This window comes from Micromonospora sp. WMMD558, from assembly GCF_049315255.1.
Lineage (GTDB): Bacteria > Actinomycetota > Actinomycetes > Mycobacteriales > Micromonosporaceae > Micromonospora.
On sequence record NZ_CP186061.1, the window covers coordinates 3,818,494 to 3,844,417 of the forward strand.

General features: G+C 71.9%; 24 protein-coding genes and 2 pseudogenes. 12 read left to right on the forward strand and 14 right to left on the reverse strand.

Translation table 11 applies throughout. The features are described 5' to 3' along the window. Positions 1-129: 129 nt before the first annotated feature. From ACN26Y_RS18380 to ACN26Y_RS18395, 4 genes are all read right to left on the reverse strand, one after another. Positions 130-1,194, reverse strand: coding sequence for an alpha/beta hydrolase family esterase (locus ACN26Y_RS18380; protein WP_155331468.1), 1,065 nt, complete (start codon positions 1,192-1,194; stop codon positions 130-132). Positions 1,195-1,403: 209 nt separating this feature from the next. Beyond that, positions 1,404-2,084, reverse strand: coding sequence for a GOLPH3/VPS74 family protein (locus tag ACN26Y_RS18385; protein WP_155331469.1), 681 nt, complete (start codon positions 2,082-2,084; stop codon positions 1,404-1,406). Next, entirely contained in the window at positions 2,081-2,800 is a 720-nt protein-coding gene (locus ACN26Y_RS18390) for an ABC transporter permease (protein WP_155331470.1), read from the reverse strand. Before ACN26Y_RS18390 ends, ACN26Y_RS18385 begins: the two co-directional genes overlap by 4 nt. Positions 2,801-2,826: 26 nt before the next feature. Beyond that, the gene (locus ACN26Y_RS18395; protein WP_422733123.1) at positions 2,827-3,708 is read right to left on the reverse strand and encodes an ABC transporter ATP-binding protein; all 882 of its coding nucleotides are present in this window, start codon (positions 3,706-3,708) and stop codon (positions 2,827-2,829) included. Positions 3,709-3,816: 108 nt separating this feature from the next. On the opposite strand from ACN26Y_RS18395, the gene ACN26Y_RS18400 reads away from it, so the two are divergent. From ACN26Y_RS18400 to ACN26Y_RS18450, 11 genes and pseudogenes are all read left to right on the forward strand, one after another. After that, positions 3,817-4,974 (forward strand): sensor histidine kinase, encoded by a 1,158-nt coding sequence (locus ACN26Y_RS18400; RefSeq protein WP_155331472.1) that lies wholly within the window; start codon positions 3,817-3,819, stop codon positions 4,972-4,974. Beyond that, positions 4,971-5,573 carry a response regulator transcription factor gene (locus tag ACN26Y_RS18405; protein WP_155331473.1) on the forward strand — a complete coding sequence of 201 codons (603 nt, stop codon included), beginning with the start codon at positions 4,971-4,973 and terminating at the stop codon, positions 5,571-5,573. The genes ACN26Y_RS18400 and ACN26Y_RS18405 overlap by 4 nt, the downstream gene beginning before the upstream one ends. Positions 5,574-5,753: 180 nt before the next feature. After that, entirely contained in the window at positions 5,754-6,314 is a 561-nt protein-coding gene (locus tag ACN26Y_RS18410) for a hypothetical protein (RefSeq protein ID WP_230688624.1), read from the forward strand. A gap of 171 nt (positions 6,315-6,485) precedes the next feature. Then, positions 6,486-7,394 carry a class A beta-lactamase gene (gene bla, locus ACN26Y_RS18415; protein ID WP_422733124.1) on the forward strand — a complete coding sequence of 303 codons (909 nt, stop codon included), beginning with the start codon at positions 6,486-6,488 and terminating at the stop codon, positions 7,392-7,394. A gap of 46 nt (positions 7,395-7,440) precedes the next feature. Beyond that, positions 7,441-7,590: a hypothetical protein gene (locus ACN26Y_RS18420; RefSeq protein ID WP_155331475.1), complete on the forward strand. Its 150-nt coding sequence runs from the start codon at positions 7,441-7,443 to the stop codon at positions 7,588-7,590. A 363-nt stretch (positions 7,591-7,953) separates the two neighbouring features. Further along, on the forward strand, positions 7,954-8,262 hold the full coding sequence (locus ACN26Y_RS18425) for a GNAT family N-acetyltransferase (RefSeq protein WP_155331476.1): 309 nt from the start codon (positions 7,954-7,956) through the stop codon (positions 8,260-8,262). A 31-nt stretch (positions 8,263-8,293) separates the two neighbouring features. Then, the gene (locus tag ACN26Y_RS18430) at positions 8,294-8,539 is read left to right on the forward strand and encodes a (4Fe-4S)-binding protein (RefSeq protein WP_155331477.1); all 246 of its coding nucleotides are present in this window, start codon (positions 8,294-8,296) and stop codon (positions 8,537-8,539) included. Positions 8,540-8,580: 41 nt separating this feature from the next. After that, a pseudogene (locus ACN26Y_RS18435) lies at positions 8,581-8,862 on the forward strand (alpha/beta hydrolase fold domain-containing protein); the annotation flags it as partial. Positions 8,863-8,874: 12 nt separating this feature from the next. After that, a complete protein-coding gene (locus ACN26Y_RS18440; protein ID WP_155331478.1) occupies positions 8,875-9,588 on the forward strand; it encodes an alpha/beta fold hydrolase in 714 nt (237 codons plus the stop codon). 4 nt (positions 9,589-9,592) lie between these two features. Then, the gene (locus ACN26Y_RS18445; protein ID WP_366599742.1) at positions 9,593-10,495 is read left to right on the forward strand and encodes a DUF5996 family protein; all 903 of its coding nucleotides are present in this window, start codon (positions 9,593-9,595) and stop codon (positions 10,493-10,495) included. Positions 10,496-10,843: 348 nt separating this feature from the next. Next, positions 10,844-11,755, forward strand: a complete 912-nt coding sequence (locus ACN26Y_RS18450; protein WP_422733125.1) for a replication-relaxation family protein — start codon at positions 10,844-10,846, stop codon at positions 11,753-11,755. Between the two features lie 654 nt (positions 11,756-12,409). Here ACN26Y_RS18450 and ACN26Y_RS18455 read toward each other — a convergent pair. The 7 genes and pseudogenes from ACN26Y_RS18455 to ACN26Y_RS18485 all read right to left on the reverse strand — a co-directional run bounded on the left by ACN26Y_RS18455 (position 12,410) and on the right by ACN26Y_RS18485 (position 22,631). Beyond that, complete coding sequence (locus tag ACN26Y_RS18455; RefSeq protein WP_422733126.1) at positions 12,410-13,666, reverse strand: TIGR02679 family protein; 1,257 nt, start codon at positions 13,664-13,666, stop codon at positions 12,410-12,412. After that, on the reverse strand, positions 13,663-17,790 hold the full coding sequence (locus tag ACN26Y_RS18460; RefSeq protein WP_366599739.1) for a TIGR02680 family protein: 4,128 nt from the start codon (positions 17,788-17,790) through the stop codon (positions 13,663-13,665). Before ACN26Y_RS18460 ends, ACN26Y_RS18455 begins: the two co-directional genes overlap by 4 nt. After that, positions 17,787-19,046, reverse strand: a complete 1,260-nt coding sequence (locus tag ACN26Y_RS18465; protein WP_366599738.1) for a TIGR02678 family protein — start codon at positions 19,044-19,046, stop codon at positions 17,787-17,789. The genes ACN26Y_RS18460 and ACN26Y_RS18465 overlap by 4 nt, the downstream gene beginning before the upstream one ends. Next, positions 19,043-20,725 carry a TIGR02677 family protein gene (locus ACN26Y_RS18470; RefSeq protein ID WP_422733127.1) on the reverse strand — a complete coding sequence of 561 codons (1,683 nt, stop codon included), beginning with the start codon at positions 20,723-20,725 and terminating at the stop codon, positions 19,043-19,045. The genes ACN26Y_RS18465 and ACN26Y_RS18470 overlap by 4 nt, the downstream gene beginning before the upstream one ends. A 285-nt stretch (positions 20,726-21,010) precedes the next feature. Further along, positions 21,011-21,922: an alpha/beta hydrolase family protein gene (locus ACN26Y_RS18475; RefSeq protein ID WP_422733128.1), complete on the reverse strand. Its 912-nt coding sequence runs from the start codon at positions 21,920-21,922 to the stop codon at positions 21,011-21,013. Between the two features lie 161 nt (positions 21,923-22,083). After that, positions 22,084-22,211: pseudogene (locus tag ACN26Y_RS18480) on the reverse strand (AMP-binding protein); the annotation flags it as partial. A 291-nt stretch (positions 22,212-22,502) separates the two neighbouring features. Next, entirely contained in the window at positions 22,503-22,631 is a 129-nt protein-coding gene (locus ACN26Y_RS18485; protein WP_255456013.1) for a hypothetical protein, read from the reverse strand. Positions 22,632-22,650: 19 nt separating this feature from the next. Between ACN26Y_RS18485 and ACN26Y_RS18490 the strand changes: the two genes are divergently transcribed. Then, on the forward strand, positions 22,651-23,028 hold the full coding sequence (locus ACN26Y_RS18490) for an STAS domain-containing protein (RefSeq protein ID WP_366599734.1): 378 nt from the start codon (positions 22,651-22,653) through the stop codon (positions 23,026-23,028). A gap of 182 nt (positions 23,029-23,210) precedes the next feature. Here the strand turns inward: ACN26Y_RS18490 and ACN26Y_RS18495 are convergent, their stop codons facing one another. The 3 genes from ACN26Y_RS18495 to ACN26Y_RS18505 all read right to left on the reverse strand — a co-directional run bounded on the left by ACN26Y_RS18495 (position 23,211) and on the right by ACN26Y_RS18505 (position 25,757). Then, positions 23,211-24,242, reverse strand: a complete 1,032-nt coding sequence (locus tag ACN26Y_RS18495; protein WP_422733129.1) for a S1C family serine protease — start codon at positions 24,240-24,242, stop codon at positions 23,211-23,213. Positions 24,243-24,573: 331 nt separating this feature from the next. Further along, positions 24,574-24,996, reverse strand: a complete 423-nt coding sequence (locus tag ACN26Y_RS18500; protein ID WP_366599732.1) for a PRC-barrel domain-containing protein — start codon at positions 24,994-24,996, stop codon at positions 24,574-24,576. Positions 24,997-25,082: 86 nt separating this feature from the next. Beyond that, positions 25,083-25,757 carry a putative glycolipid-binding domain-containing protein gene (locus tag ACN26Y_RS18505; RefSeq protein WP_422733130.1) on the reverse strand — a complete coding sequence of 225 codons (675 nt, stop codon included), beginning with the start codon at positions 25,755-25,757 and terminating at the stop codon, positions 25,083-25,085. Positions 25,758-25,924 lie beyond the last annotated feature (167 nt).

The window sequence follows — 25,924 nt, forward strand, 5'->3', positions numbered from 1 at the left end:
ACTCGACCCGCTCACCCCCGCGGACCGACGCGCGCTGATGCGCATCGCCACCAAGCTCAAGGCGCGCCCGGTCGACCTGGCTGAGGAGACGACCGGCCCCGGATAGGCGCGGCCGGGCCGACGCGGTCCTCACGCCATCGGGTGGCGCTCGGCGAACTCCCACACGATCGCGCTGGCATCGGGGCCCGCGTGATCGGTGTAGCGGCCGTCGCCGTCCGGACCGGGCCAGACGTGCCCCATGTCCTGGACGCGGTACGCCTCGACGATCGACGAGCCGTCCGGCGCCGAGATCGTCGTCTGCGTGTACGCGTGCCGCCCCGCCGCGGCGGGCATGGACACGGTCTTCTCGGTCGTGTCGAGGCTGTCGTTGGGCAGGCCGTCGTCGACGAGGTCGCCCACCGCGGTCCAGTGTTCGACGAGGCGGGTGGCGACCAGAGGCGGCACGACCTCGTCCCGCTCGCCCTGGATGACCAGCAGCGGCACCCGGCGGGCCCGGTCGCCCATCTGGGCCCAGGCCTGACGTGCCGTGTCCAGCGGCGACGTCGAGTCGGGATCGTCCGGGTCGACCTGGTTGAGCCCGTACTCGCCGCCGGCGACCGAGGTCACCGTGGCGAAGATGTCGGGGTGGGTCGCGGCGAGGATGACCGCGGTTCCCGCGCCCGACGAGGCGCCGGCCACGTGCACCCGCGCGGGGTCCGCGTCGTACTTCTCGACCACCTGGCGGGCGACGCCGGCGAGCAGCGCGGGTTCGCCGGTGTACCGGTGCTGATGCCGTGGGTTGGCGGAGTTCCAGCAGGCGATCAGGTTGCGGGTGATCAGTTGTGTGGGGTAGACGACGATGAAGCCCTCCCGGTCGGCCAGGCGGTTGAACTGCGTCGTGGATTTCATGGAGTTCCACCCGTAGCCGGTCATGCCGCAGCCGTGGATCGCCATGATGACCGGTAGCCGGGTCGTCCCCTTGTGCTGGGGCGGGAGGTGGACCTGGTAGCGCTGCGAACCGGCGTCGCCCTCGTAGACGTGGTTGCGGTCGCCGTCGCCCATCTGCCAGGGCAGGCCGAGCTGCAGGGCGGCGACGCCGAGGCTGACGGCGGCCACCACGGTGGCGAGGACGCCGGATACGATCCGGAGCCACCGCCGTCGCAAAGGACGGGTGGGCTCGGCGTCGGTATCCGGCGCGGAAGACGGGGAGGTCACGCGCGTCTCCTTAGTTGTACGGGACCGCGTCTGGTGGATGTCGACACGGTGCGGCGTGGGTCGGGTGTGCCGGATAGCTGAGGTAGCCGACGCCGCCACCGGCGTGTAGTTGTCCCGCGCCCGGCCCGCACGCGGCCGGAGCAGGCTGAGCTCGGCGGGCACGCCGTACACCTCGGGTGGGTGTCGATGTCGTCCCAAATGCGGGCGCACTAGCTGCGCGGAAGCGCGGTGATGGCCGCGATGGCGCTGTTGACGACCGTGGCCGTCACGGTGCGGGTCACGGCCTGCGCCGCGGCGTCGGCGCCCCAGTCGCCGCGCTCGAGTTCCTTGGCCCGGTTGATCACCGGTGCCGTCCACGGGATCTCGCGGTGGAACTGCGGGAGGGTACCGCTCGCGGAGAGCAGTGCCGCGAGCGCGGCGATGCGGGTCTGCGGCTGTGCACCGTCCACGAGGGCGTGCCGGACGTCGGCGAGCAGACGCGCCCGGCGTCCGGTCCCACCCTCGCGCAGGGCGGTCGTGCGGAACAGGCCTAGCACCTTGTGCGGCTGCTGGTCGATCTCGCCTCGCGTGATGAGCCTGTCCAACACCGGCTTGCGCAGGGCGGGACCGATCGCCGCCAGTGCCGTCTGCACCCCCCTCGGTTTCTCGGCGAGGTAGTCCCATGCCGGGCGGAGGAGGTCGTCCGACGGTGGGTGGCCCTCCACACTCCTGACCCGGCCCCGGGCCGGCGTGGTCAGGTGTTCGCCGAGGGCGAGGTCCGCGAGGACGGCTCCACCGAGGACGTAGAACAGCGTGTTCTCCCCCGCGATGGTCCCGGACCTGGGCTGGAACAGGAGCAGTAGGAGATCTTCCGCGAGGGTCGGGACGTCCGACCGGGGTTCGGTGGTCATCGGCGGGGCTCCCAGCGGAAGAGTCGGGTTGCAAGGGTGACGGCGATGGCGACCCAGGCCAGGGTGGGTGCGAGCAGGGCGAGGGATTCGGTCACGGCGACGCCGCCGTTCCAGGCGTTCATGGTCAATTCGGTGGCGGCGCCGCCGGGCAGGAGTCGCTTGAGCCAGGTGAGGTCGGTGGTGCCGGTGATGCCGATCCAGCTGGACACGGCGATCACGCCGAGAGTGACGGGCAGGGTGGTGACCTGGGCGTGCTCGGGTGAGTTGGTCAGCCCGGCGGTGGCCAGGGCCAGCCCGATCATCATGGCCAGGGTGGCGACGGTCGCCACCACGAGCAGGGCGACGTTGGCCGGCCCGCCGGCGACCAGGGCCAGGGCGGTCAGGATCGCGGTGACCTGGATCAGGGCGAGGACGACGACGGGCAGTAGCAGGCCGGCGAGGATGCGGGTGTCGCTTGCGGCGGTGGAGCGCAGCCGCTTGAGGAAGAGGTTCTGCCGTCGGGAGGCCAGGGTGGTGACGGCGGTGGCGTAGAGGCCGAAGGCGGTGATCGTGAACATCACGATCGCGGCGATGTAGCCGAGGCTGCCGAGGGCGGCGTAGGTCTCGTGCTGGCGGACGAAGAACGCGCTGACGACTACCGGGATGATGAGGCTGGTGATCAGTACCAGCCGGTTGCGGAAGATCTGGATCAGCTCGCTTGCGGCGATGGACAACACGGTGGCACTCCTGTCGAGGTGGCGGGTCAGTTGCTGATGGCGCGGAAGACGTCGTCGAGGCGGGTCGGCCCGGCCTCCAGGCCCTGCAACTCGACGGCGTGGTCCTGGGCCCACCGGAGCAGGACATGCAGGTCCTTCTGCAGGGCGACGGTCTCGACCACGACCTTTCCGTCGGGGCCGACGGCGGCCTGCAGCGGCAGCGTCGGCGCCGCCGGGGGCAGCGTGAAGCGGATGACCGCCGGGAGGGTGCGGGTCAACTCGGCCACGGTGCCCTCGCGGTGGAGGGTGCCCTGGTGCATCAGCCCGATGCGGTCGGCGCGCTGCTGTGCCTCCTCCAGGTAGTGGGTGGTGAGCACGATGGTCGCGCCGTTCTCGCGGAGCCGGTCGACGGTCGCCCAGACGGCGTCGCGGGACTGAATGTCGAGGCCGGTGGTCGGCTCGTCCAGGAAGAGCAGCTCCGGGGTGCCGTAGACGGCGGTGGCGAAGTCCAGCCGCCGCTTCTCGCCACCGGAGAGCTGCGACACCTTGCGGCTGGCCCGGCCGGTGAGGTCGACGAGGTCGAGCACTCGCCCGACGTCGTCGCTGCGCCGGGTGAGCTGGCCGATGAGCCGGACGGACTCACGAACCGTGAGGTCCGGGGAGAAACCACTCTCCTGGAGCATGACGCCCATTCGGGGACGGACCACGCGCCGGTCGCCCGGGTCGTGCCCGAAGACGCGCACGGTGCCGGAGGCCGGCCTCCGGTGGCCCTCGACAACTTCCAAGGTCGAGGTCTTCCCGGCCCCGTTGGTGCCGAGCAGCGCGTACAGCTCTCCGGGCCATACCTCGAAGGAGAGGTCCTTGACGGCGTGGAAGTCACCGTAGGTGAGGTTCAGCCGGTCGACTTCGATGACGGGTGTGGCGGACATGCACCCTATGACAGCGCGGGCGCCGCCGGCCCGTCAGTGGCACCACGTCATCACCGTATGTGACGTGCTGTCACTGGTCGTGGCCCCTGGCTGCCGGATACTGGTGCGGTGACCGCACGATCGCCGCGCTTCACCGAGTCGACGCAGGGAAGGCTGCGCCGGCTCAACCTGGCGACGTCCCTGCCGCCGGTCGTGATCGCCGCCGTGGTCCTGCTCTACACCGACGCGCGGACCTGGTGGCACCTCGTCGTCCTGGCGCCCGGAGCCGTGGCGGCCGTGGTGGCCTTCGAACGGTGGACGGCCAACGACCTGGCACGGGTGGCGCTGCCGTGCGTGATCGTCGGGGCAGCGGTGTGGCCACTGGGGGTCCTGGTGACCGGCAGCCCCAACGCCTACTGGGGGTTCTGCGCCGTGGGATCCCTCGCCCTGCGCGAGGTCCGGCGACACCGCAGGCTGGCGGTGGCCGGGCTGTTCTGCTATGTCGCCGCCGTCGGCGCGGCGCGGCTGCTGGTGCAGCGGGACGACATCGGTCACGTCCTGGTCACCTACGTCCTCATCCCGACCGCCCTCACCGTCGTCGTGACGGTCTTCACGATGGTGGGCGAGCGGTTCTACGACCTCATCCGGGAGCTCGAACAGACCCGGGAACGCGAGGCGGAGCTGGCCGTGGTCCGGGAGCGCGTCCGGTTCGCCAGCGACCTGCACGACATCCAGGGCCACACCTTGCACGTGGTCAAGCTGAAGATCGCTCTGGCCCAGCGACTGCTGCTCCGCGACACCGCACGGGCGGAGAAGGAACTGCGGGAGACGTACGCGCTGGTCAGCGACACCATCGCACAGACCAAGGAACTCGCCTACGCCCAACGGCGGCTCAACCTCACCGCCGAGATCGAGAACGCGAAGAACCTGTTCGAGGCCGCCGGCATCCGGGTCCGGGTGACCCGGGAGGCCGACGTGGACGTCCGCGTCAGCGAACTGCTCGGCCAGGTGCTGCGCGAGACGACCACCAACATCCTGCGCCACGCGCAGGCCACCCAGGTGCAGATCACGCTCTCCGAGTCGGGCATCACCATCGTCAACGACGGCGCGACCGCCGACACACCGCCGCAGCTCAGGGGACTGTCCGCGCTGCGGCAGCGGGTGGCAGGCGACGGAGGTGAGCTGATCGTGGAGCAGCACGAGGGGCGGTTCCGGACCGCCGCGACGTTCCCGCCCGCCCGTGGCGCCGCGGCCCCGCCGGCCCCGGGGGAGGAGGACGGTCGATGACGACCATCGTGCTCGCCGACGACGAGGTGCTGCTCCGTACGGCCCTCGCCGCACTGCTGCCCCTGGAAGGCGACATCACCGTCCTCGCCGAGGCGCAGGACGGCGAGACCGCCATCGAGGCCACCCTGCGGCACCGGCCCGACGTCCTGGTCATCGACCTGGAGATGCCCGGCGTGGACGGCCTCGGCGCGGTCGCGGAGATCCGCCGCACGCGCCCGGAGCAGGTGGTCCTCATGCTGACCCGGCACGCCCGGCCCGGCGTGCTGCGCAAGGCCCTGAGACTCGGCGTCCAGGGCTTCGTCAGCAAGTCCGCCGAGCCGGCCCACATCACCTCAGTCATCGCCACCCTGCACGCAGGTAGACGCTGGATCGACCCGGACGTGTCCGCACTCGCGGTCACCGAGGACTGCCCCCTGACCGACCGCGAGGTCGACGTGCTGAGGGTCACCGGTGAGGGCTACTCGGTCGTCGACATCGCCGCTCGGCTGCACCTCGCGCCGGGAACCGTCCGGAACTACCTCTCCAACGCCATGCGCAAGACCCAGACCCGGACCCGCCACGAAGCGGCGCGCTACGCCCGCGAACACGACTGGCTGTAACCGGCGGGCCGGCCGGTCCTCGCCGGGCGCAACCCACCCCAGACCGATCGACGGATCGAGAGCACGACCTCCACCTGGATCACCACCCCCGATCAGCACGGACCTCCTGCGCGGCGCACTCGACGTGCAGCAAACGGCGCGCGGTGTGCTGCCGCACCGGCCGTTACCGACCAGGCCAGCGTGACCGGTGGCGACACGGTGACCATCGACATGACCAGCGGGACCACGGAGCGCCGATCCGGCCCACCCGGGACCGTCCGCTTCACCGGACTGTCCGACCGCGTGAAGGACGTCGAGATCTGGCTGCCGCACCACGAGAGGACCGAACTCGTCGCCCTGCGCACCGACGCCCCCGTCGCACCGGTACCCGACCGGGGGGCGCCGGGTCTGGCTGCACCACGGCAGTTCCATCAGCCAGGGCCCCAACGCCACCAGCCCCACCGCCTCGGCACCGGACAGGTGCGCTTCCGGGCCACCGGCGACCCGGCGGAGCGGGCGAGCGAAAAGCTGACCCTCGGCGTCACCCGGGACGAGCTGGCCCGCATCAGCACGCAGCGGGCGGCCGGCGACCCGAACCTGCACCACCTCGACGGCCTCGACCTCTACGGCCGATCCGACTTCGCCGACCTGCCGCTGCCCGACCAGCTCCACCCGGACACCGCCACCCACCGGCGCATCGCCGAACGCTTCGCGAAGCGGGCGTTCACCGCCGACGGTCCCCTCGCGGATCCCAGCTCGTGACCGCCGGCCTGATCTCGAGCAGGACCGGTCCGATCCGCGCCGCGCCGGCAATGCCAGATCAGCATGAACACCGCCAGTTCCGTCTTCGACCGCATGCCAGATCCCTGCCAGGGTCAAGTCCTGTCCGACCGGCGCCGCCCGCGCCGGACCCACGGCAGCGAGCAAGGAGCGATGATGACCTTTGCGACACACCGTCTGGTGGCCTCGGTGGCGGCGGTGTCCCTGGCCGCGTGCGGCCCCGCTGATGCCGCCGGGCCGCCGCCGCCCGACCCCGTGGCGACGGCCACCGTCTCCGCCCAGACCGACCCGGACCGCGAGTTTCGACGGCTGGAGGAGAGGGTCGACGCGCGGTTGGGGGTCTACGCGATCGACACCGGCACCGGCCGGACGGTGGGGTACCGGGCCGACGAGCGGTTCGCGTACGCCTCGACCTTCAAGGCGTTGGCCGCCGCGGAGGTCCTCGACGAGACCACCGACGCCGAGCTGGACCGGGTGGTGCGGTACTCGGCGGACGACCTGGTGACCTATTCGCCGATCACGGAGCGGCACGTCGCCGACGGCATGACGCTGCGCGCGATCGCCGACGCGGCCGTGCGGTACAGCGACAACACCGCCGGTAACCTGCTGCTGCGCCGGCTCGGTGGACCGCAGAAGTTCGAGAAGGAACTGCGCGAGGTCGGCGACAAGGTCACCGATCCGGCGCGCTACGAGACCGCGCTCAACGAGGCCAGGCCGGGTGACCGGCGGGACACCAGCACCGCGCGGGCCATGGCCCAGGACCTGCGGGCGTACGCCGTCGGCGACGCCCTCGAACCCGCGGACCGCGACATCCTCAACGGCTGGCTGCGGGGCAACACCACCGGCGGCGAGCTGATCCGCGCCGGTGTGCCCGACGGCTGGGTCGTCGGGGACAAGACCGGTGCCGGCGGTTACGGCACCCGCAACGACATCGCGGTGATCTGGCCCCCGGATCGTGCGCCGATCGTCCTCGCGGTGCTGTCCAGCCGCGACCAGAAGGACGCCGGCTACGACAACGCCCTGATCGCCCGGGCGGCCGAGGTCGTGATCGCCACGTTGTGACGGTGAGCGGCCCGCCGGGGCCGTGGCACCGCCAACTGGCTGCACCATGTGGATCGAGGTTGACCAGAATGCGATGCGTGACCGCACGATTCTGACCAACACCGTGTCGCTGATCATCTGTGGCCTGGTGGCCGGCATCCTGACCGACCGGACTGGCCGCTCTACGGAGTACTGGTCGGCGGCGACCAGGTCGTAGAGCACTCCATGAGTACTGGCCATCCGCTCGATTCGGCGGCTCCGTGGCCAGGGTGGTCAGGCCTTCTTGAAGCGCGCGCAGCTCATCCGGCAGTGGCGCCGTGTCATCACCGCATGTGACGCGGTGTCACTGGTCGTGGCCGGTTGCTGACGCACACTGGGTGGTGGCCGCAGGATTGCCGCGCTCGCCGAGACGACGCGGAGACGGCTGCGCCCGCTCAACCTGGCGACGCCCAGCGACGCGTTGTCCACCAAGTCCTGATAACGGGTCGGCCCAGAAGGCCGGTGACCTTAAGTGACGCATCAGCTAGACAGACCGAACCGGTGTGAATTCAGACCCACGCCAAAGACACCTGGAGGACACATGGCAGTCAGAGTGAGTGATGCTCCCGAGGCCAAGCGGTACGAGGCCCGAATCGAGGGAGAGTCCAAGGTCGCGGGCGTCGCGCAGTACATCCGTACCACGGAACTCGTCGCGTTCGTCCACACCGAGGTTCCGCCCGAGTACGAGGGCAGGGGAGTCGGGGCAGCACTGGCCCGCACCGCCCTCGACGAGGCGCGCGCCGCGAACCTGCTGGTCCTGGCCACCTGCCCATTTATCGCGGGGTGGATCGCCAGGCACCCCGAGTATCAGGACCTGGTGTACCAGTCCTACAGCAGAGTCAGCGATTGAACAGCCGGACATGGCAGCGACGGAGGCCCGCATGAGCAGCAGAACCGAGAAGAAAGCGTATGAGGGCCAGAAGATCACCGTCACGTTCGAGGCGAGGCGTTGCTTACACGCCGCCGAGTGCGTGCGCGGCTTGCCGGAAGTCTTCGACACGGGCCAGCGCCCGTGGATTCGGCCCGACGGTGCCGAGGCCGAGCGCTTGGCCGAAGTGGTGCGGCGCTGCCCGTCGGGGGCGTTGCAGTACGAACTGGTGGACGGCGGGGCCGAAACCCCGGACTGATCCACGCAGATCATTGAAGGAACACCACCGACGCCGCGCAGCGTGCCGAGATCACCGCCTCGCCGCTGCGCGCCACCGCCGAGCAACTGGCCGGGTTGCCGCCGGCCCTGGTCATCGTCGCCGAGGCCGACGTGCTGCGTGACGAAAGCGAGGCGTATGCCGACAAATTGCGTCAAGCCGGCGTGCCCGTTACCGCGGTGCGCTACCAGGGCGTCATTCACGACTTCGTGATGCTCAACGTGCTCCGTGAAACCCGGGCGGCCGAGGCTGCGATCCGCCAGGCCGCCGAGTTCCTGTCCACCGTCCTGCTGTCGACCCGATGAAAAGGCACTGGAATGAAACCCACCATCGTCCTCGTCCACGGCGCGTTCGCCGAGTCCGCCAGCTGGAACAGCGTGATCCAGCGGCTGCACGCCGACGGCTACCCGGTCGTCGCCGCGCCCAACCCGTTGCGCAGCCTGTCCGGCGATGCCGCCGTCATCTCCAGCGTCGTGGCCACGATCGGCGGACCGGTCGTACTCGTCGGCCACTCCTACGGTGGGGCGGTCATCTCCAACGCCGCTGTCGGCCACGACCACGTCAAGGCGCTCGTGTTCGTTGCCGCCTTCGCGCCTGAAGCCGGTGAGAGCATCGGCGAGCTGTCCGGCAAGTTCCCCGGTGGCACCCTTGGCGAGACCCTCCAGGAAGTCCCCCTGCCGGACGGAACGGTTGATCTGTACATCCAGCAGGATAAGTTCCACCACCAGTTCACCGCCGATGTTCCGCCCGAGCGAGCCGCCGTCGACGCGGCCGCCCAGCGCCCGCTCAACACCACGGCGCTTAACGAGGGCTCCGGCGAACCGGCGTGGAAGACCGTGCCGTCCTGGTTCGTGTACCCGGAGCTGGACTACAACATCCCGCTCGAGGCACACCGCTTCATGGCCGAGCGCGCCGGTGCTCGCGCGAGCGTGGAACTTCCCGGTGCGTCGCATGCGATCCCCGCCTCGGAGCCCACCGCGGTGGCCGAGATCATTCTCAAGGCGGCCACGTCGACCGGCTGGGCGGGTTAAGGCGATGCAGAACGCGATCACCGCGTCATGGCCCCGGCTGCGCGTGGCGGACTGGGCCGACACCCGCGACACGCTGCACATGTGGACCCAGATCATCGGCAAGATTCGCATGGCCTACGCGCCGGCGGTCAACCACTGGTGGCACGTCACGCTCTATCCGACCGCGCGTGGCCTGACCACGTCGCCGGTGCCGTACCGCGAGGGGGCCTTCGACATCGAGTTCGACTTCCTCGATCACCGGCTTCGCCTGCGCACCAGCGACGGCGGCTCGAGCGACATCGCCCTCGAACCAAAGCCAGTCGCGACGTTCTACGGCGAAACCCTCGAAACGCTGGCCGCGCTCGGACTCGAGCCGCAGATCCATGCGATTCCCAACGAGGTCGAGATCGCGATCCCCTTCGCTGACGACCACAAGAACAAGTCGTACGACGGAGAGGCCGCGCATCTTTTCTGGCAGCAACTATTGCAGGCCGAACGCGTCCTCGGCCGCTTCCGCTCAGAGTTCGTGGGCAAGGCAAGCCCGGTGCACTTCTTCTGGGGAGCGATGGATCTGGCCTACACGCGATTCTCCGGCCGCGTCGCCCCGGCCCACCCGGGCGGCGTGCCCAACTGCCCGCCGGCGGTGATGCAGGAGGGCTATTCGCACGAGCTGGCGAGCTTCGGCTTCTGGCCGGGCGGCGGCGAGGAAGGCGCCTTCTATGCGTACGCCTATCCGGAGCCGCCGGGCTATCCAGAGCGCACGGCCGCCTTCTACGACCAAGACCTGCGGGAGTGCGTGCTGCCCTACGAGACGGTCGCCAGCGCGCCCGATCCCGACGCCGTGCTGACCGAGTTCCTCCGCTCGACCTACGCGGCCGCCGCCGACCTGGCCAGATGGGAACGCTCCGCTCTGGAGGCGAAGGGCTAGCGTCCTGAGTCGACAGTTTCCATCAGCTTGGTGGTGGAGTGCCGGATCCGACGATCCCGCTGGCCGGTGCCGATCGATCGCCGTCGCAGGGTGCAGACCGTAAGACGGCGCAGGCGTCAGCGCGGTGAGAGGCACGGATCGTGCTGGTCTGCGGAGGCAGGCTCGAACACCCCAGTTGCTGCCCGACTGGCGATCGACCGGGGCTCGGTGTGGATCTGCCGGTCACGGTTCCCACGGCACGGCCTCAGCACGCCGCCCCGTGACCGTCCACCGTCATCAGCGGCGACAGTTCCAGACTTCCTCCCCACGGGAGGGGTCCCTTCCCGCTACTCCCTGAAGAAACACCTCATGAACAGCGATTCCTCCATTCCCGTGTTCCGTCCGTCGTCGCCCCGAACTCCGTCCAACAAGTCACAGCGACTGTCGCACCTGCGGCGGTTGACCCTGCTCGACCGTGAGCTCCTCCCGTGGCTCGCTGAGCACTACGTGCTGTCCACCGCCCAGATCACCCGGGCGCTGTTCCCGTCGGAGCGCTCGGCCCGGCTGCGCCTGGACACCCTGCACCGCATCGACGCCGTGCACCGGTTCGTTGACGTCACCACCGGCGACAGCCAGCACCTCTACACCCTCGGCCCGCTCGGGATGCTCGTACATCCCACCACATACACCGATCCCGACCGGCCGGACGCTCGACCGCCACGCAGCAGCATCGAGCGTACCGAACGCATCATCGGCAGCCCCCGGCTGCGGCACCTGCTCGGCGTCAACCAGCTCTTCGTCGACCTGATCGCCTACACGCGCACCGACTCACGTGCCCACCTGCGACGCTGGTGGTCCGAGCAGCACGCCACCGCCGCCTACCATCTCGCCGGGATCCGCCCCGACGGCCACGGCATTTGGACCGCCGGCGGCCGGACCGTGGGGTTCTTCCTCGAACACGACAACGGCACCGAACCGCCTGCCAGCGTGCTGCGCAAGCTGCGCGCCTACGAGCGCCTCGCCGAGTACGGCCCCCGATACCCCGTCCTGCTGCGCGTGCCCCACCGCCGCCGCGAGGCCAGCCTGCTCGACGCCCTCGCCGACGTGCCCACCGCCATGCCCGTGGCCACCGGCCTGCACGACGAGCACCCTGCCGGCCCCGCCTGGACCCTCACCACCGACCCCGGCCTGCGCCGATGGCTGCACGATCTGCCGTCGGACCACGGCCCCCACACCACCGCCACCAACCCCGACCGCTACATCGACCCCGACGATCACTGATCCATTTCCAGCACGGTGATGAACTGCCGGGCTGTTTGCGCGCTGCCCTGACAGTGATCACCACGGCGAGGGTTTCGCGGCCCTGCTCGCAGGCCAGGTGCGTCATTGTGGGTGACCCCGCCGCCGAGCGGCCCAGCCCGTGATCGTCGGAATTCGGTGGCCACGCCACCGGTGGTTCCTTGTGCAGGTGACCGTCCCGGCGGCTGGCCGCGGCGTGCTGGTGGGCCCGCACAATGGACGAGTCGACCGAGAGCAGCCGGTCGATGTCCCCAGCCGCGTCCGCATCGGCCCGGACCCGGCGAGCATCCGCTCGACAGCTCGGAACTTCCACACGGTCCCGTTGAGCACCCGCCGGTCATCGATCCGCGGCCGACCACCAGTCACCGCCGACGGCAGATACCGCGACAGCGCCTCCCACTCGATGTCAGACATCTCGCAGCGACGACCCACGCGCTACACCCTCGACACCAAGATCCTTGAGTCGCTAACTAGACCGGCGGCCAGTTCCGCAGGGCCTCGCCGCCGCGGGCGAGCTGAGTTGACATCTGCCGAGATCTGTGCGTGCGGGGTCTGGTTGAGCTGTCGCAGAGGTGCGACGAGTTCTGGAAACCGCAAAGGGGCAAGCAGATCGCTCACCGCCAAGACAGAACCGGTTCAGGCGCTGGCGAATTCGGACAGGTCGCCGAGGAGGTCGTCGAGGACGAGTTCCTCCTCCACCCGTACCCCGCGGCCCTGCAACGCGGCGGCGAGTTCGGGATCCCAGGCCGCATCCACGGTGCTGCCTCGCAGCGGCCGGGTCGAACCATGCACCGCGAGCGCGGCGAGGTAGTCCTCGGCCTGGTAACGCCACGGTCGCCAGGGCAGCCGGGCGTGCAGCAGGTTGGCGATCCGCAGGCCGCCCCAGTCGAAGTCGCCGTGGTAGCGCAGCCGGGCGCCGTCCGCCGTCAACGCGGTGAGCAGGCGCAGCGCGGCCGTGGTGGGTTGCCCGCCGACGCAGACCAGCGGCGGGCAGGCCGGGCCGAGTTCGTCGGCTGCGGCGGCGAGCACGGTCGGGTTCTCGCAGGCATAGATTTCTTCCGCCGCGAATCTCGGCTCGTCGCGGGTGAGCTGTCGCAGGGTGAGTACCACCGGTTCGCCGAGCGCCGTGGCTGGCCCGGCGAGGGTGTGCAGCCGGCAGCCGGGCCGGGTGGGCAGGTTGACCGCGAGCACCGTGGAGGAAAGTTCGTCGACGGTGACCCCGACCGCGTACCAGAGCATCCGGCGCTGCATGGCGGCCGACTCCGGCAGCGGCTCGCTGCCCCACCAGGTTGCCCGGATGGCCGAGCGGACCAGGGTGGCCAGCGGTCGGTCCGGGTCGAGGGCGTGCGCGTCGTCCGTCGTCCGCGCCGCCAGCCGGCTCAGCGGCTCCCCGGCGGCCGGCAACGCGCCGAGCACGGCGACCAGCGCATTGGCGAGGCGGGCCGCCGCCTCCGGCGAGCCGGACAGCCGGCGCAGCAGCGTGGTGGTACGTGGATCGGTGCACCACCCGGCCAGCTCGGTACGGGCCTCGCCGAGCGCGACGAGTGGCGCTGACGCGGCGCGCCAGGCCGCTGCCTCGGCGGCCCGAACGTCGGCGAGTACGGCGATGGTCCCGGTCAGCGCCTCGACCGCGGCGGCCAATCCGGCTGGGTGCATGCCGCTGCGTCGGACCACCTGGTCGAGTTCGTCCAGGTTGACCGTCAGGGTGCCGCCCCGGCCGGGCGGGCGGCCCAGCAGCCCTTCGATGGCCCGGCGTTCGTCCGGGCTCGGTTGGTTGAGCGAGAGTGTGCCGGTCAGCGGCTGCCCCCGGGTGAGCCGGCGGCGTAGGCGTTGCAGCAGCCGCCCGGTCTCCGGGCCGCCGAGTTGCCGCCGCAGGCGCTCCAGGTCCGTCATTCGGTTTCCCAGAGCCCCGGTGCCGCAACCTGCTGGTGATCCTGCGGCTCGGGTTCGCGCTGGTGCGGGGGACGCGGTGCGGGCTCCGGACGGGTCATCAACCGCCGTTCCCGGCCGTCCCACCGCCACGGCGTGACCAGAACGGCGTCGATGCCGTCGTGGCGGGCCAGCTGGGCGATGCCCAGGCCCGGCACCTGCGGGTAGCAGCCCCACTCCCGTTCGCTGGTCATCACCACGTCCAGGTCGAAGGTGGCGAGCAGGCCGAGGCACTTGGCCCGGGAGTCGTCGTCGACCCCCGCGAACGCCTCGTCGAGCGCGATCAGCCGGGGCGCGTGCGGGTTACCCGCCGACCCGTAGTAGGAGGAGGCGGCTGCGAACAGCGGCACGCTCGCTGCGAGCACCCGCTCGCCGCCGGAGGCCGGACCGGTCGCCGGCCGCCACTGCCCGTCCTGGTGTCGCTGGATCGCAAACTCGTGCCAGGCCCGGTAGTCCAGCGCCCGGGTGAGCTGCTCGGTCCAGGTCGCCGCGTCGTCGCGCAGGCGTTCCCGGTTGATCTGCTCCTGCAGGAACGCACCGACGGCGCGCCGGTCCTCGTCGTTCCACACGTCGGTGCTCTGCCGTAGCTGCCGGGCCCGCAGTTCGGCCAGCCCGGCCGGGGCGTCCCGAGTCGGGCGCCACAACAGCCGCAGGCGCATCCCGGTGGAGGTGGGGCGGCGCTCCAGCTCGGTGTTCATCCCACCGACCTGCCGCTCGGCGCCGACGATCAGCTCCTGGAGCGCCCCGGCCACCTCGTTGACCAGGTGAGTCTCCAACACCTCACGCTCGTGCGCCGAGAGCAGCCGGTGCCGTTCGTCGATCTCGTCGACCAGGGCGGCGGAGAGGTCGGCGACGCTGCGGGTGCTGCCCTGGAAGGTCACCTCGACGACCATGGTCTCCTCGTGGACCGTGGGCAGCACCTGGTGCCCGTGCCGGGAGAGGCTGTCGGTCAGCGTCTTGAGTTCGACGCTGACCTGCTGCTGCAGCCGGTCCCAGCGGCGGTCGTCGTCATCGGCGTCGGCGAGCTCCCGTTCGATGCCGCGGGCCAGGGTCACCGCTGGGGTCGCCGCCCACGGCTGCGCCAGCTCCGGCACCTCCAGCCCGGGGCAGACCAGCGCGATCAAACCCGTACCGGCGAACGCACGCAACCCGTTGACGGCGGCATCGCGGCCGGCGGTCGCCTCGTCCAGCTCCGCGTGGAGGCGCTCGCGCAGCCCGTCGGCCCTACCCCGGGCGTCGCGGGCCGCGGCTTCCTGCCGGCCTGCCTCCCCGCGCTCCCGTTCGCACTCGTCGAGCTGCGTGGTCGCCTCGGCGAGACGCCGTTCCAGCTCGGCGACGGAGGCGCCGGCTGCGGCGTCGAGGGTCTCGTACTCCACCCGGGCGGCGGTCGCCGCGTCGCGGGCCCGGGCCGCGTCGGCGGCCGCCGGCTCCAGCCGCTCCAACAGCTCCGCGTGGCGGCTGGCCGTCTCGTCCCGGTAGCCGGTCGCGGTCCGTACGGCGGTCACCGCCGGCCACCAGGCCGCGAGCGCCAGCTGGTACGCGTGCAACCCGTCGCGAACCACAGCCAGCTCGTCGACGTCGTACGGCAGGTCCACGTCGGCGGCGAATTCGGCCGCCTCGGCCAGCGCGGAGGCTGCCTCGGTGTGACGCTGGCGCAGCCGCCCGTCAGCCTCCGCTCGGCGGTCGGCCGTGCCGCGGCGGGCCTCGTGGGCGCCGCGGACCAGGGCGTGTGCCTCTCGCAGGCGCTGATCGGGGGGAAGGCTGTCCGCCTCCGCGGTGATCCGGTCGCGCCGCTCGCGCAACTCGCCGCGCGCTTCGGCGATCGTGGTCAGGGTCGCCGAGAGCCGGGCGATCTCATCCCGCAGTTGCCCGATCCGGGCCCGGCGGTACGCCTCCCGGGCGCCGTCGCCGATGTGCTCCGCCGCGGGCTTGGCCCACCGCCCGGCGAGGACGCCGTTGCGGAAGGCGCCGCTCGGGTCGACCCAGGTCGTCGCCGTCGAGTCGACGCCGAGGCCGATCGCGGCGAGGACCGCCGTGACCGCCCCGTCGCTCAACGCGGCGCAGCCCGGATCGGCGCGGTCGATCGCCGGGTGGAGCACGGTGCCCAGATTCGCGGCTGCCGGCGGGCCGGGGCGCAGCACGGCGTCCCCGGTGACCGGGTCGCGCAGTGCGCCGTCCGGGTCGAGCCAGGCATCGAGCACACCGGCCGCCTCCAGCGCGGCCTCGATGCCGGCCCGCGCCCGCTGCGTCACCTCCGGCTCGAAGTCGACGACCCGCCACAGTGGAGCGCCGGGCCGGTCCCGGCGTACCTCGTCGGCCCGGGTATAGGGAGACGGCGGTGGGTGGTGCCCGCCCTCCTCGAGCTCACGAAGTTCGGCCTCGGCCTGTGCCAGCGCGGCCCCGGCCCCGCCCTCCTCGGCGTCGAGAGCGGCGTCGGCGCGGGCCAGGGTTTCGGTCGCGGCTCGGGCGGCGCGGGCCGTTTCCCGGGCCGCCGGGTTCTCCCCGGCCAGGCTGGCAACCCAGAGTTCGAGCTCGGCGAGCACCGCCTCGGGGTCGCCGACCGGAAGTTCGACCAGTCCGGCGAGGTGCTCCCGGGTCTGGTCGACCAGCCGATGCCCGGCATCCGTCGCGGCCGTCTCGGCGTCGGCGATGCGTAGGTCGGCGGCGGCGACCTCGGCGTCGAGCCGGTCCACCTCCTCGCGGGCCCGCTCGGCCCGATCCCGCGCGGCCTCGGCGGTGCTGCGCAACCTGTCGAGGGTACGCAGCGCCGATCTCCGCGACTCGACCAGCTCCTCGGCGGCCCGGGTCGCCTCGCCGACCCCGTACGGCAGGGCCGCCGCCACCCGGGCCGTGTGCCGGTCGCCGATCCGGGCCGTCACGGCCTGCTGGGCCGCCCGGTCGCGGGTCGCCTCCTCGGACGCCTGGGCGTCCCGCAGCCGCCGGACGGCGTCCTGCGCGTCTCGGGCGGCGCGGGCCGCCTCCGCCTGCAACTCGCCGAGCCGCCGCTGCTGCTGGCCCGCAATCAGCTCCCGGTCTGCGGCAACTTCAGCCAGCCGGCGCAGGTGGTCAGCGGTCCGCGCCTCCGGGCTCTCCCGCAGCGCCTGGAGGCGGGTACCCAACTCCTGTGTCCGGGTCGCCAACTCGTCGAGGCGAGTCAGCGCCCCGGTGAGCTCGGCGTCGGCCTGCTCCCAGCCGCGCTGGGCGTCCGCGAGTTCCCGGCCGAGGTGTTCGTACCGGCTGTGCTGCTGGCGCAGGACGGTGGCGCGGCGGCGGGTCGCCACTCGGGCGTACTCCCGGTAGCGGGTCAGGAAGTCGTCTGCGGCGCGCTTGGTCTCGGCGAGCTCGCGCAGCGTCTCCCGTTCGCCTTCGAGCCCCCGGAACGCCTCGGCGACCTGAGTGATCAGGTTTTCGTCCAGCGGTGGCAGCGCGTCGCTCAGCGCCCGGGACAGGCTCTTCTCGTCCGGCCGTTTCGACAGCTGCGGCTGGCGGAGCCGGATCAGCAGCGAGACCAGTGCCTCGTAGCGGTTGCCGAGCCCGAACAGCGCCTCGTCGACGGCCCGCCGGTAGTCGACCGCCCGGTCGTAGACCATGCCGGCGGTCCCGATCGCGTCGCGCAGCCGGTCCCGGGCAAGGGCGGTGCCGGTCGGGCTGACCAGTGCCAGGTCGACGCCGATCCGTTGGCTGGTGACGAAGAACCAGTGCCGGGCGATGCCCCGACCGGCGACCGCCTTGAGGCCGCAGCCGATGGTGACGAAGTGGTCGCCGTCGCGGTCGCGGCGGCCGAACTCCAGCCAGGTGTAGCCGAGCCGTTCCGGGTGCGGATGCTTGCCGCCGAGCAGCAGGTTCCACTCCATCCGCTTGTTCGGGTCGCCGTCGGGTTCGACCCGGTACGGCGTCAGCTCCCCGTCGAGCAGAAACGGCAGGGTCAGAGCCAGCACCTTCGACTTGCCGGTGCCGTTGTTGCCGCGCAGCAGCAGGCTTCCGCCGTGGAAGTGGAACTCCTCCTGGTCGTAGTAGAAGACGTCGACCAGTCCGGCGCGCAGCGGCTGCCACCGCTGCCGGTCGGGCTGCGGCAGTGCGTCGGTCACCGGGCTGACTCCCTCGTTCGTTCGGGCGAATGTGGCCCCGGCCCCTCGGCCGGCGCGGCAGCGGCGGGCTCTCGAATGGTTGGCTCGGCCAGGGCGTACCGGGCGATCGCCGGGCGGGGTAGCACGAGCGGGTCGTCGCCCGACTCGACGGTGACCAGCTTGAGCGCGCGCAGCGCGTCGAGAGCCGTGGCGACCAGGTCCACCTCCGCGCCGGGATCGGTGGCGTGCTTGCGCCAGTACGACCGATGCTCGCGGGCCAGCTCCCGGGCGTGTCGGTGCAGGTCGCTGACGCGTACTCCGTGGTCGCTGGCGGCGATCCGCTCAGCCAGCAGCAGGGTCAGGTGGCTCTGCATTCCCTCGGCCGGCATCCGTACGTCGGTGAGCTCGTCGTCGGGGTCGACCATCGCGATCCCCTCCCGTCGCACCTCGGCGACCAGCCCGGTGAACGAGGTGATCCGGGTCAACAGTGCGTGCCGCTGGCTGGTCAGGTACGCCAGTTCCGGTTCGGTGAGTTCGTCGTAGTAAACCACTGGCTGCTCCAGCAGCAGCCGGGTCAGTCGGTGCCGCAGCGCCCGGTTGCGGGCGTCGTCGACGTCCGGTACGACCTCCAGCGTCAGCGCTGCCAGCCGATCTTTCAGGGTCGCCCCGCCGAGCATCGACGGCCCCCGGGTCGTGGCGAGCAGACCGGCGATGACGGGTCGGTCCACGTCGTAGAGGACGTCGCCGCCGGCGCCGAGGTAGGCCTCCTCGTCTCCGGCGACCCGGCGCAGCACGCCCCAGTGCAGCAGCAGGCGGACCACGGCGACCATGTCGGCCCGCCGCTCCCGGCGGTCCAGTGCGAACGTGAAACCGGTCGCGACCAGGGTCGGTTCGGCGGCCGCTGCCACCACATCCTCGGCGAGCCGGCCCAGGGTGATCTGCCCGTCGGCGCGGTCCAGCGCGGCCAGGGCGAGGCAGGTGAGGACGTACCGCTGCCGGGAGAAGGGGGTACGCGAGCGCGGGTCCCGGGCCGGGTGGCTGCCGTCGAGGGGGTCGGCGGTCAGCTTCATCAGCCGTATCGTCTGGGCGTCGGCGAGCAGCCGCCAGCCGGTCTCCCGGTCGAACCATTCGCGCAGCTCCGCCGCGTACGCCCGAACCAGGCGGAACTCGTCGTCGGCGGTCTGCCCGGCGACCAGCAGCGGGCGGGCGAGCAGCAGCCGGGCCGCCCGGCGCTTGCGGGCCTCGGGGACATCCTCGGCGGCGCCGCGTGCCCTCACCGGTCCGCCCCGACCAGATCGACGATCTCGATGAGGTGCTCCGGTCCGGCGAGCACCCCGTCCTCGGTCACGATCCGGACTGTCGCGCCGCCGGCCACCCGACGCAGCCGTACCGCCATCGTCCCGTCGGAGGTGGTGGTCTCTGCCCCAGAGCCGTCGGGTCGGCTGGCCGCCAGGGCGTCGCCGAGCAACTGGAGGAAGAGCCGAAACTCGGCGGAGTCGAGTCGGGCCAGCTCGGAGAGGGTGACCGGGCCCGCAGTGGCCAGTGCGGCGCGGGCCCGCGCGGTCTGTTCCGCCTCGTGTCGCATCCGCTCGGCGAGCAGGCGCCGTTGCTCGGTGCGGTCGAGCACACGATTCGGCGAGCCGCGCCGCTCGTACGAGCCGGTGCGGCGCAGCCGGGGGCTGATCTGCAGCCGCGGGGCCTGAGCCCACGGGGTGGCCGCCGGGACCGGCTGCTGCTCGGTGACGGCGAGCGTCTCGGCGGTCACGGTGAGATGCCGGGCGGGGGAGAGGCCGAACGCCGTGTGCCAGAGCCGGTGTGCCGCTTCGTCGTCGGGGACTTGGGCGAACCAGAGGGCGAGCCGGCGGAAGTCGGCGGTACGGTCGGAGCGTCCGGACCGCCGCTCGTTGATCGCCGCCACAATGCCGAGCAGCTGCCGGATCGCCCCAATCGCAGCCGTCCGCAACAGCCGCGCCTGCGACGGGCGGCTGCCGTCAGCGCTGACGAACCAGTCCCGCAGTCCAACCCAGCGCTGCCGCCATGCGTCGAGCGCCTCCCCGACGGCGGCCTCATGGCTGTGGGGGCCGCCCGCGTCCGTACCGACATCGTCCGTCACACCGGCGGCGGTCTCCGTCCGGGCGCCGGCTGCCGGATCGGCCTGCGCCGCGGTGCCGGTCGCCTCCGACTTGGGGTCGGTGCCGGTATCCTCGGGTACCTCGGTGGGGGCCGCGTCGGCGGCCTCGCGTTGGGCCACCACCAGCAGCAGCGGCTCAACGCCGGCCGCCTCGATCTGCCGGGCCAGCAGCGCGATCTCCGCGCCCCGGTTGGCCAGATCCGCGATGAACCGTTCCAGGTAGGCGATCAACTGTTCCTTGTACGCCAGGAACGCCGCGACGTTGGCGTCGGCGAAGTCGATGGCCCGGCGCAACGATGCCATGAAGGCCTGCGCGTTGTCAGCCAGGCCGGTGAACCGGTCGACGAGGCTCATCATCAGCAGGTGGGTCTTGGCCGAGTCCGGGAGTTCGCCGGCTGCGGCCGCCTCGGCGACGACCAGCAGTGCCCGCAGCTGCTCCGCGATGTCGGACAGCGCGACCGACTGCAACGCCCCGCGCCGTCCGAGCGCCGCCTCGTAGGCGGCGACCGCCTCCTCGACCGCATGCCCCTCCGGGCTGAGCTGGTAGAGATAGCGGGCCCGGTGGAAGTCCTCGACCGTGGTGACCCGGCCAGTGTCCGGGTCGGCGCGCAGGTTGCCCCAGTCGGCGAGCTGGTCCAGGGCGGCACGGACGGTCTCCAGCGACGGGCCGGCGCCGATCTCGGCGACGACATCCTCAGGACGCAGATGCACGGTGAACCGCTGCTTGGCCCGGACGAAGACGTCGAGAACCTGTCGGTACAGGGTCGCGTGCTGTGCCTGAAGGTGGGCGAACGGCGCAGCGGTCGACCCGGTCCCGAGAGGCATGGACCTCATCATCGCATCCCGTCCGGTCGCCCGGCCGCCGCCGGAGCCCCGCGTTGTCCGGCGCCGACGGTTCGTTGACGGAGTGCGACCTGGCGGAGACCGGCGCCGCTCAGGTGTTCGATTGCGGCGCCGCGATTCCGCTCGGCCCGTACGCCACCCGGACGTTCCGTCTCCGGTAGCGCCCGTTCGTCATGCGGTGGGGGTGCGCCGAGTCGAGCTTGGGACTTGACCGCTTCGGCTCGGCGCACCCGGCCCATCCGGGGGTCGGCGGCCCGGCCGGGTCGGTCAGCGGACGCCCTCGAAGGCGACCGCCGGATCGGTCTGCGCGGGCGTGCCCCAGACCGCCGCGTCGTACGCCGGGTCGCCGGCCAGGTGGCGGAGGAACCACTGGGTGAGCAGTCGCCGGGTGAGCTGCAACTGGGTGGCTCGGCTGATGCTTCCGCTGTCGCAGAAGAGGGAGGAGCTGTCCAGGAAGCCGCAGTGGTAGCCGCCCCGGATGGTGCGTAGCTGCTTCGCGGGTGGCTTGCTGTCGTAAATTGGCCGCTGGTGGCCGGAGATCCCGGCGATGCTGTCCCGTTCCCCGGCGACCAGCTGCACCGGGAGGGTGAGCGTCGCGGCGGCTGCCTTGGCGGACGGGTTCGTCTCGGCGGCGGCCAGGTTGGCCACCGTCACGACGCGCGGGTTGCGGGCCGCGGCGAGCAGGCTGGCGCCGCCGCCCATGGAGTGACCGGACAGGCCGAGCCGGTCGGTGTCGACGCGCCCGGCGAACCGTGACCCGGCGGTTGCGTCCTGCGCGACCGTCCAGGCGAGCGCGGCGTTCAGGTCGTCGGCGAAGGCGCTGTGGTTCGGGGACAACCCGCCGTGCGAGCCGGGCGCGACGACGATGAAGCCCCACGTGGCGAGGTGGCCGAGGGTCGAGTGGTAGCGCGAGATCCCCTGCAGGAAGCCGTGCCCGAAGGCGATGGCCGGGAACCGGCCCGCCGCGACGGGCTGGCCGTTGCCGGGGGTGGTGGCGGGATAGTAGACCCGGGCGGAGAAGGATCGGCCGGCCGCGCTGACGGTGGTGTCGACGTAGCCGGCGGCGTACGCACCCGCGCTGCCCGGATCGGGGACAGCGCTGCCCGCGCTGGCTCCGAGCGGCGCGGGCAGCGCCAGGGCGAGAACCGTCGCGCCGGCGGCGGTGAGCCGTCTCCACATGACTGCCTCCTATCGATGCATCGACGTGAATAGAGGAGAGCATCGAGTGGCAACGGCGCGCGCAGTCCGAATGAGCAATACCGACGGTGTTATGACCGCGTTGCCCGCGTGACCCACCAGGCCGGCGGCGGCACCCGCGTGATTCGGGGTCCCACACCGTCCGCCGGCACGAGCATCGCCTCGGCCCCGAATCGCGCAGGATGTGCTCACGCTCTCTGGGTCCGGCATCGGGCGGCACCGGTACGACCGCCGCCCCGGCCAGCAGCGCGCCGACGACACCGACCACCGTGCGGTTCGCGCCGAGGGCCGCGCGGTGGCGCCGGCGCCTGTGGCGCACAGTGCCGGACGTCCCACCGTAGTCGGGGTGCGGGAGCAGGCCACCCCTACCGGCGACGCCACCTCCGTCGTCGGGCACACAACAGCCTGATGGTCTGCTGGTGGGTGCGGGGCATGGCTGCCTCCAGGCCGGCGGTTGAGGGGACGGAGCGTAGCCGGTATTGAGCGGCGATTATCGGAATTGGAGCGGCGTCTGTTGACCGGGCTGTCGGGAATCTAGCTGCTGTGAAGGCCGCCGGCCCGATCAGTCGCTCAGAATCTCGCTCTTAGATCCCTGATATTTCGTTTGCTCGGCACTTGTTGAGCAACTGTCATCGATCCGCGCGGCGACCGCTACGGCAATCGCCCAGCGTGATTTATCGAGCAGCGACATGACGAAAGGAGGGTGTCCCGTGACGACGCCAGCACCAGGCGGTTGCCGGCTGTCGCTCGTCGAGGTGCGGATCACCGAGTGTGACCTGGCATGCGTGCCGCAGGTGGAGGCGCTGTGCGGCCAACTCCTGGCACTGCGGCCGGCACGTCTCGTCGTCGACCTGTCCGAGTGTCGACACATCGACGCTGCCGCCGTCGGGCACCTGATCGACCTGAACCGGCGGCTGCGTCAGCACGGTGGGCGGCTCATCGTGTCAGATCCGGCCCCGCGCGTCCACCGCGTGCTACGGCTACTGCGCGTCGACCAGGACCTGTCAATCGTCTCAGGACGCTCGTGGCCAGGCGCCTCGTCCGGTCGTCGGGCGGCGGTGGAACTCGGCGGCGGTCCGGTCACCTGAGCCGTTGCGTTGTCAACCCTCACAGCAGCGACCGCCACACCCGAGCGGTGATCAACCTGTCCGGCCGGCTCGATCCGCCAAGCCGGCGCGCAGCAGGCGTCCGGCGGAGCGGGAGCCGCGGACGGCGAGATCGCCCGGCGCGGTATGGCCGCGGCTTCCGGTGGCGGTCGGGCACGGCGGCCTCAGCGGGTGGCGGCGGTCGGTGTGACGGTGGTCTGCCGGGTGTCGCCGTCGCGCAGGTAGGTCACGGACACGCGCTGGCCGGGCTCGACCGACCGTAGCGCGCCGAGGAACTCCTCCAGCGTGTCGGTGCGCTCACCGGCCACCTGCGTGACGATGTCCCCCGGGCGCAGGCCGGCCGCGGCCGACGGACCGTTCCCGTCGACGTCCCGAACCAGGACCCCCCGGTCGGTGCCGGCATTGAGCGACCTGGCGATCTGCGGGGTCAGCCGGGCCACCGCCACCCCGAGGTACGGCTGGGTGACCCGGCCGTCGTCGAGCAGGTCGTCGGCGATGTCCAGGGCGGTGGCGGCGGGGATCGCGAACCCGATGGACACCGCGCCGGTCTGCGGCGGGAGGTACGCGTCGTTGATGCCGATCACCCGCCCGGAGTAGTCGGCGAGCGCGCCGCCCGAGTTGCCGGGCGAGATGGCCGCATCGGTCTGGATCAGGTCGACAAGGGCGTTGCCCTGGCTCGCCGAACCGGGGATCTCCCGGCCGACGCCGGAGACGATGCCCGCGGTGACACTGTTGAGGAAGCCCAGCGGGCTGCCCAGGGCGACCACCGGCTCGCCGGGCGGGGGCAGCTCGGTGCGGAACGGGGCGGGCGGCAGGTCGGCGCGCTCGGCGCGGAGCACGGCGAGATCGGTGACGGCGTCGGCGGCGACCACCCGGGCCGGTACGCGCGTGCCGTCGGCGAGGGCGACCTCCACGCTCTCCCGATCACCCACGACGTGCTCGTTGGTGAGGATCAGCCCGCCGTCCCGGAACACCACCCCGGAGCCGAGGCCCTGCCCGACCCGTACGGCTACGACGGAGGGCTGCAACCGCGCGATGATCTGTGGCAGGTCGACGCTGGCCGGTGCCGGCGCGGCCGTCGCCCCGGCGGTCGGTGCCGCCGTCGCCGTGTCACCGTCGTCGGCGGTGCAGCCGGCGGTGGCGACCAGCATCGCTCCGCTGCCCAGCAGTGCCACCCAGCGCGATCGGCGCGTCACGGCTCCGTCCTCCTCCGCGGTCGTCCGGCGGCGCAGGCCTGCGCCCTGGCTGGCCCGCTACCCGAACCCCCCGCCGGCAAACCTCGGACCGCCGCCCATCGCCGGACCGTCACAGGGGTGGGCAGGAATCGTCATCCGTTCGTCACGGCCGAGCTGAGCGCCAAGGCGCACATCCTCGCCTGGCGCACACCCGGAGTGCACGACGTCAGCAACCGGGTCCGCCGGCTGGAAGCCTGAACCTGGCCTCGCCGGCCGCGCGCCTGACCGTCCCGCCGGCGAGGGCCGGGGCGGTGGTGTGCCGGTTCGGTCCGGCACACCACCGTGCCCGCCGCTAGAAGCGGTAGTAGGGGTAGGTCGGGTAGACGTAGCCGGCTCCCCAGTACGGCGGGTAGCCGTAGTAGTCGTAGAGGGATTGGTAGTAGTCGGATTCGTCGACGAGGTCGGGGTCGTACCGGGGTGCGTCGGACACCCGGTCCCGGGCTTCGCTCACGCACACGACGTCGTCGGAGATGCTGGTGACGGCGTCGACCGGGAGGTACGACGGGGTGGCGCCCAGGCCGAGGATGCCGCCGTGCTCCACCCGCAGCATCCGTACCTTGTGCCGTTCGCTGTCGACGAGCAGGTCGTCGACCTTGCCCAGGTCGTTTCCGTCCCGGTCGCGGACCTTGCGGCCCCGGATGTCCTCGGCGGGGTCGACGAGGACCTGATCGCTGTCGCCGAGCTTGGTCAGCGACAGGGAACTCTGGCGGGTCATCGGGGTCTCCCTTCTGTCGTTGTCGGTCGTCGCACAGGGCGTTCCGCAGCCACTACCGGGGCGGTGCGGCGGATAAACGGCACCGGTCAGGCCAGGTGGGCTGGTGCCCGTCGGGCGACGCCGGGCCAGTGGGTCACGAATCCGGCCTTGTCGAACGAGATGGTGGCGTTGCCGGTGTCGGACTCGACGCGCATGCCGCCGTCGGGCAGCGGATGCCGCTGGCTGTCGACGACGACGACGGCCAGTGACGGCGGTACGACCAGGCCGACCCGGGTGCGCGTCGGTTCCGACCCGTCGCGGTGTCGCCCTGGCAGTGTGGCGAACAGCGGTGCGCGGGCGATGGCGATCTCACCGACGGCGTCGAGGCGGTTGGTGTCATCGATGCCGGCGATTGGGGCCACTGGACGTCCGGCGCGGCGCAGCGCGGCGTCGAGGTCGCCGCTCTCGTGCGTGTCGACCCGCCACTGTTCCGCGTCGCGTCGCAGGCGTACGCGGCGGCGCCAGCCGGCGCCCTCGGTGGTCACCGACAGCGTGGTGCACCGGCCGTCCGGCTCCCGGCGCAGGCGGTAGTGCAGGCAGTACGGCAGGACTCCGCCGATGAGCGCGACGCCGTCGGCGGCGGTGAGCTGCTGGTCGACGACGGCGAAGTCGGTGCCGACGACGTCGAGGCGTTGCCACAGCAGCGCACGGTCCAGGGCCGGATCGAGCAGGGCAGCGGCTTCCTCCGCGGCGGTTTCCCGGTTGGCGGTGAGGCTGAACATGATCGTCTCCCTTCCTCGGTCGGCGGCTGGCTCTACCCGTCCCGGCCGGCCCCGACGCAGGGCCGTCCCCCCGGTTTCCGGACCACCGCGGGCGTCGGTGGTAGCGCCGAACCGGTCCGATACCGACGGAAGGGAGCCGACCGACGATGCCCGTGGGTCCCAAGCGG

Excerpts from the sequence above, each read along its gene's own strand:
- ACN26Y_RS18385 (WP_155331469.1), bottom strand. The coding sequence starts at position 2,084 with ATGACCACCGAACCCCGGTCGGACGTCCCGACCCTCGCGGAAGATCTC.
- ACN26Y_RS18395 (WP_422733123.1), bottom strand. The coding sequence starts at position 3,708 with ATGTCCGCCACACCCGTCATCGAAGTCGACCGGCTGAACCTCACCTAC.
- ACN26Y_RS18405 (WP_155331473.1), top strand. The coding sequence starts at position 4,971 with ATGACGACCATCGTGCTCGCCGACGACGAGGTGCTGCTCCGTACGGCC.
- bla (WP_422733124.1), top strand. The coding sequence starts at position 6,486 with ATGATGACCTTTGCGACACACCGTCTGGTGGCCTCGGTGGCGGCGGTG.
- ACN26Y_RS18420 (WP_155331475.1), top strand. The coding sequence starts at position 7,441 with ATGTGGATCGAGGTTGACCAGAATGCGATGCGTGACCGCACGATTCTG.
- ACN26Y_RS18425 (WP_155331476.1), top strand. The coding sequence starts at position 7,954 with ATGGCAGTCAGAGTGAGTGATGCTCCCGAGGCCAAGCGGTACGAGGCC.
- ACN26Y_RS18430 (WP_155331477.1), top strand. The coding sequence starts at position 8,294 with ATGAGCAGCAGAACCGAGAAGAAAGCGTATGAGGGCCAGAAGATCACC.
- ACN26Y_RS18440 (WP_155331478.1), top strand. The coding sequence starts at position 8,875 with ATGAAACCCACCATCGTCCTCGTCCACGGCGCGTTCGCCGAGTCCGCC.
- ACN26Y_RS18445 (WP_366599742.1), top strand. The coding sequence starts at position 9,593 with ATGCAGAACGCGATCACCGCGTCATGGCCCCGGCTGCGCGTGGCGGAC.
- ACN26Y_RS18450 (WP_422733125.1), top strand. The coding sequence starts at position 10,844 with ATGAACAGCGATTCCTCCATTCCCGTGTTCCGTCCGTCGTCGCCCCGA.
- ACN26Y_RS18455 (WP_422733126.1), bottom strand. The coding sequence starts at position 13,666 with ATGACGGACCTGGAGCGCCTGCGGCGGCAACTCGGCGGCCCGGAGACC.
- ACN26Y_RS18470 (WP_422733127.1), bottom strand. The coding sequence starts at position 20,725 with ATGCCTCTCGGGACCGGGTCGACCGCTGCGCCGTTCGCCCACCTTCAG.
- ACN26Y_RS18475 (WP_422733128.1), bottom strand. The coding sequence starts at position 21,922 with ATGTGGAGACGGCTCACCGCCGCCGGCGCGACGGTTCTCGCCCTGGCG.
- ACN26Y_RS18485 (WP_255456013.1), bottom strand. The coding sequence starts at position 22,631 with ATGTCGCTGCTCGATAAATCACGCTGGGCGATTGCCGTAGCGGTCGCC.
- ACN26Y_RS18500 (WP_366599732.1), bottom strand. The coding sequence starts at position 24,996 with ATGACCCGCCAGAGTTCCCTGTCGCTGACCAAGCTCGGCGACAGCGAT.
- ACN26Y_RS18505 (WP_422733130.1), bottom strand. The coding sequence starts at position 25,757 with ATGTTCAGCCTCACCGCCAACCGGGAAACCGCCGCGGAGGAAGCCGCT.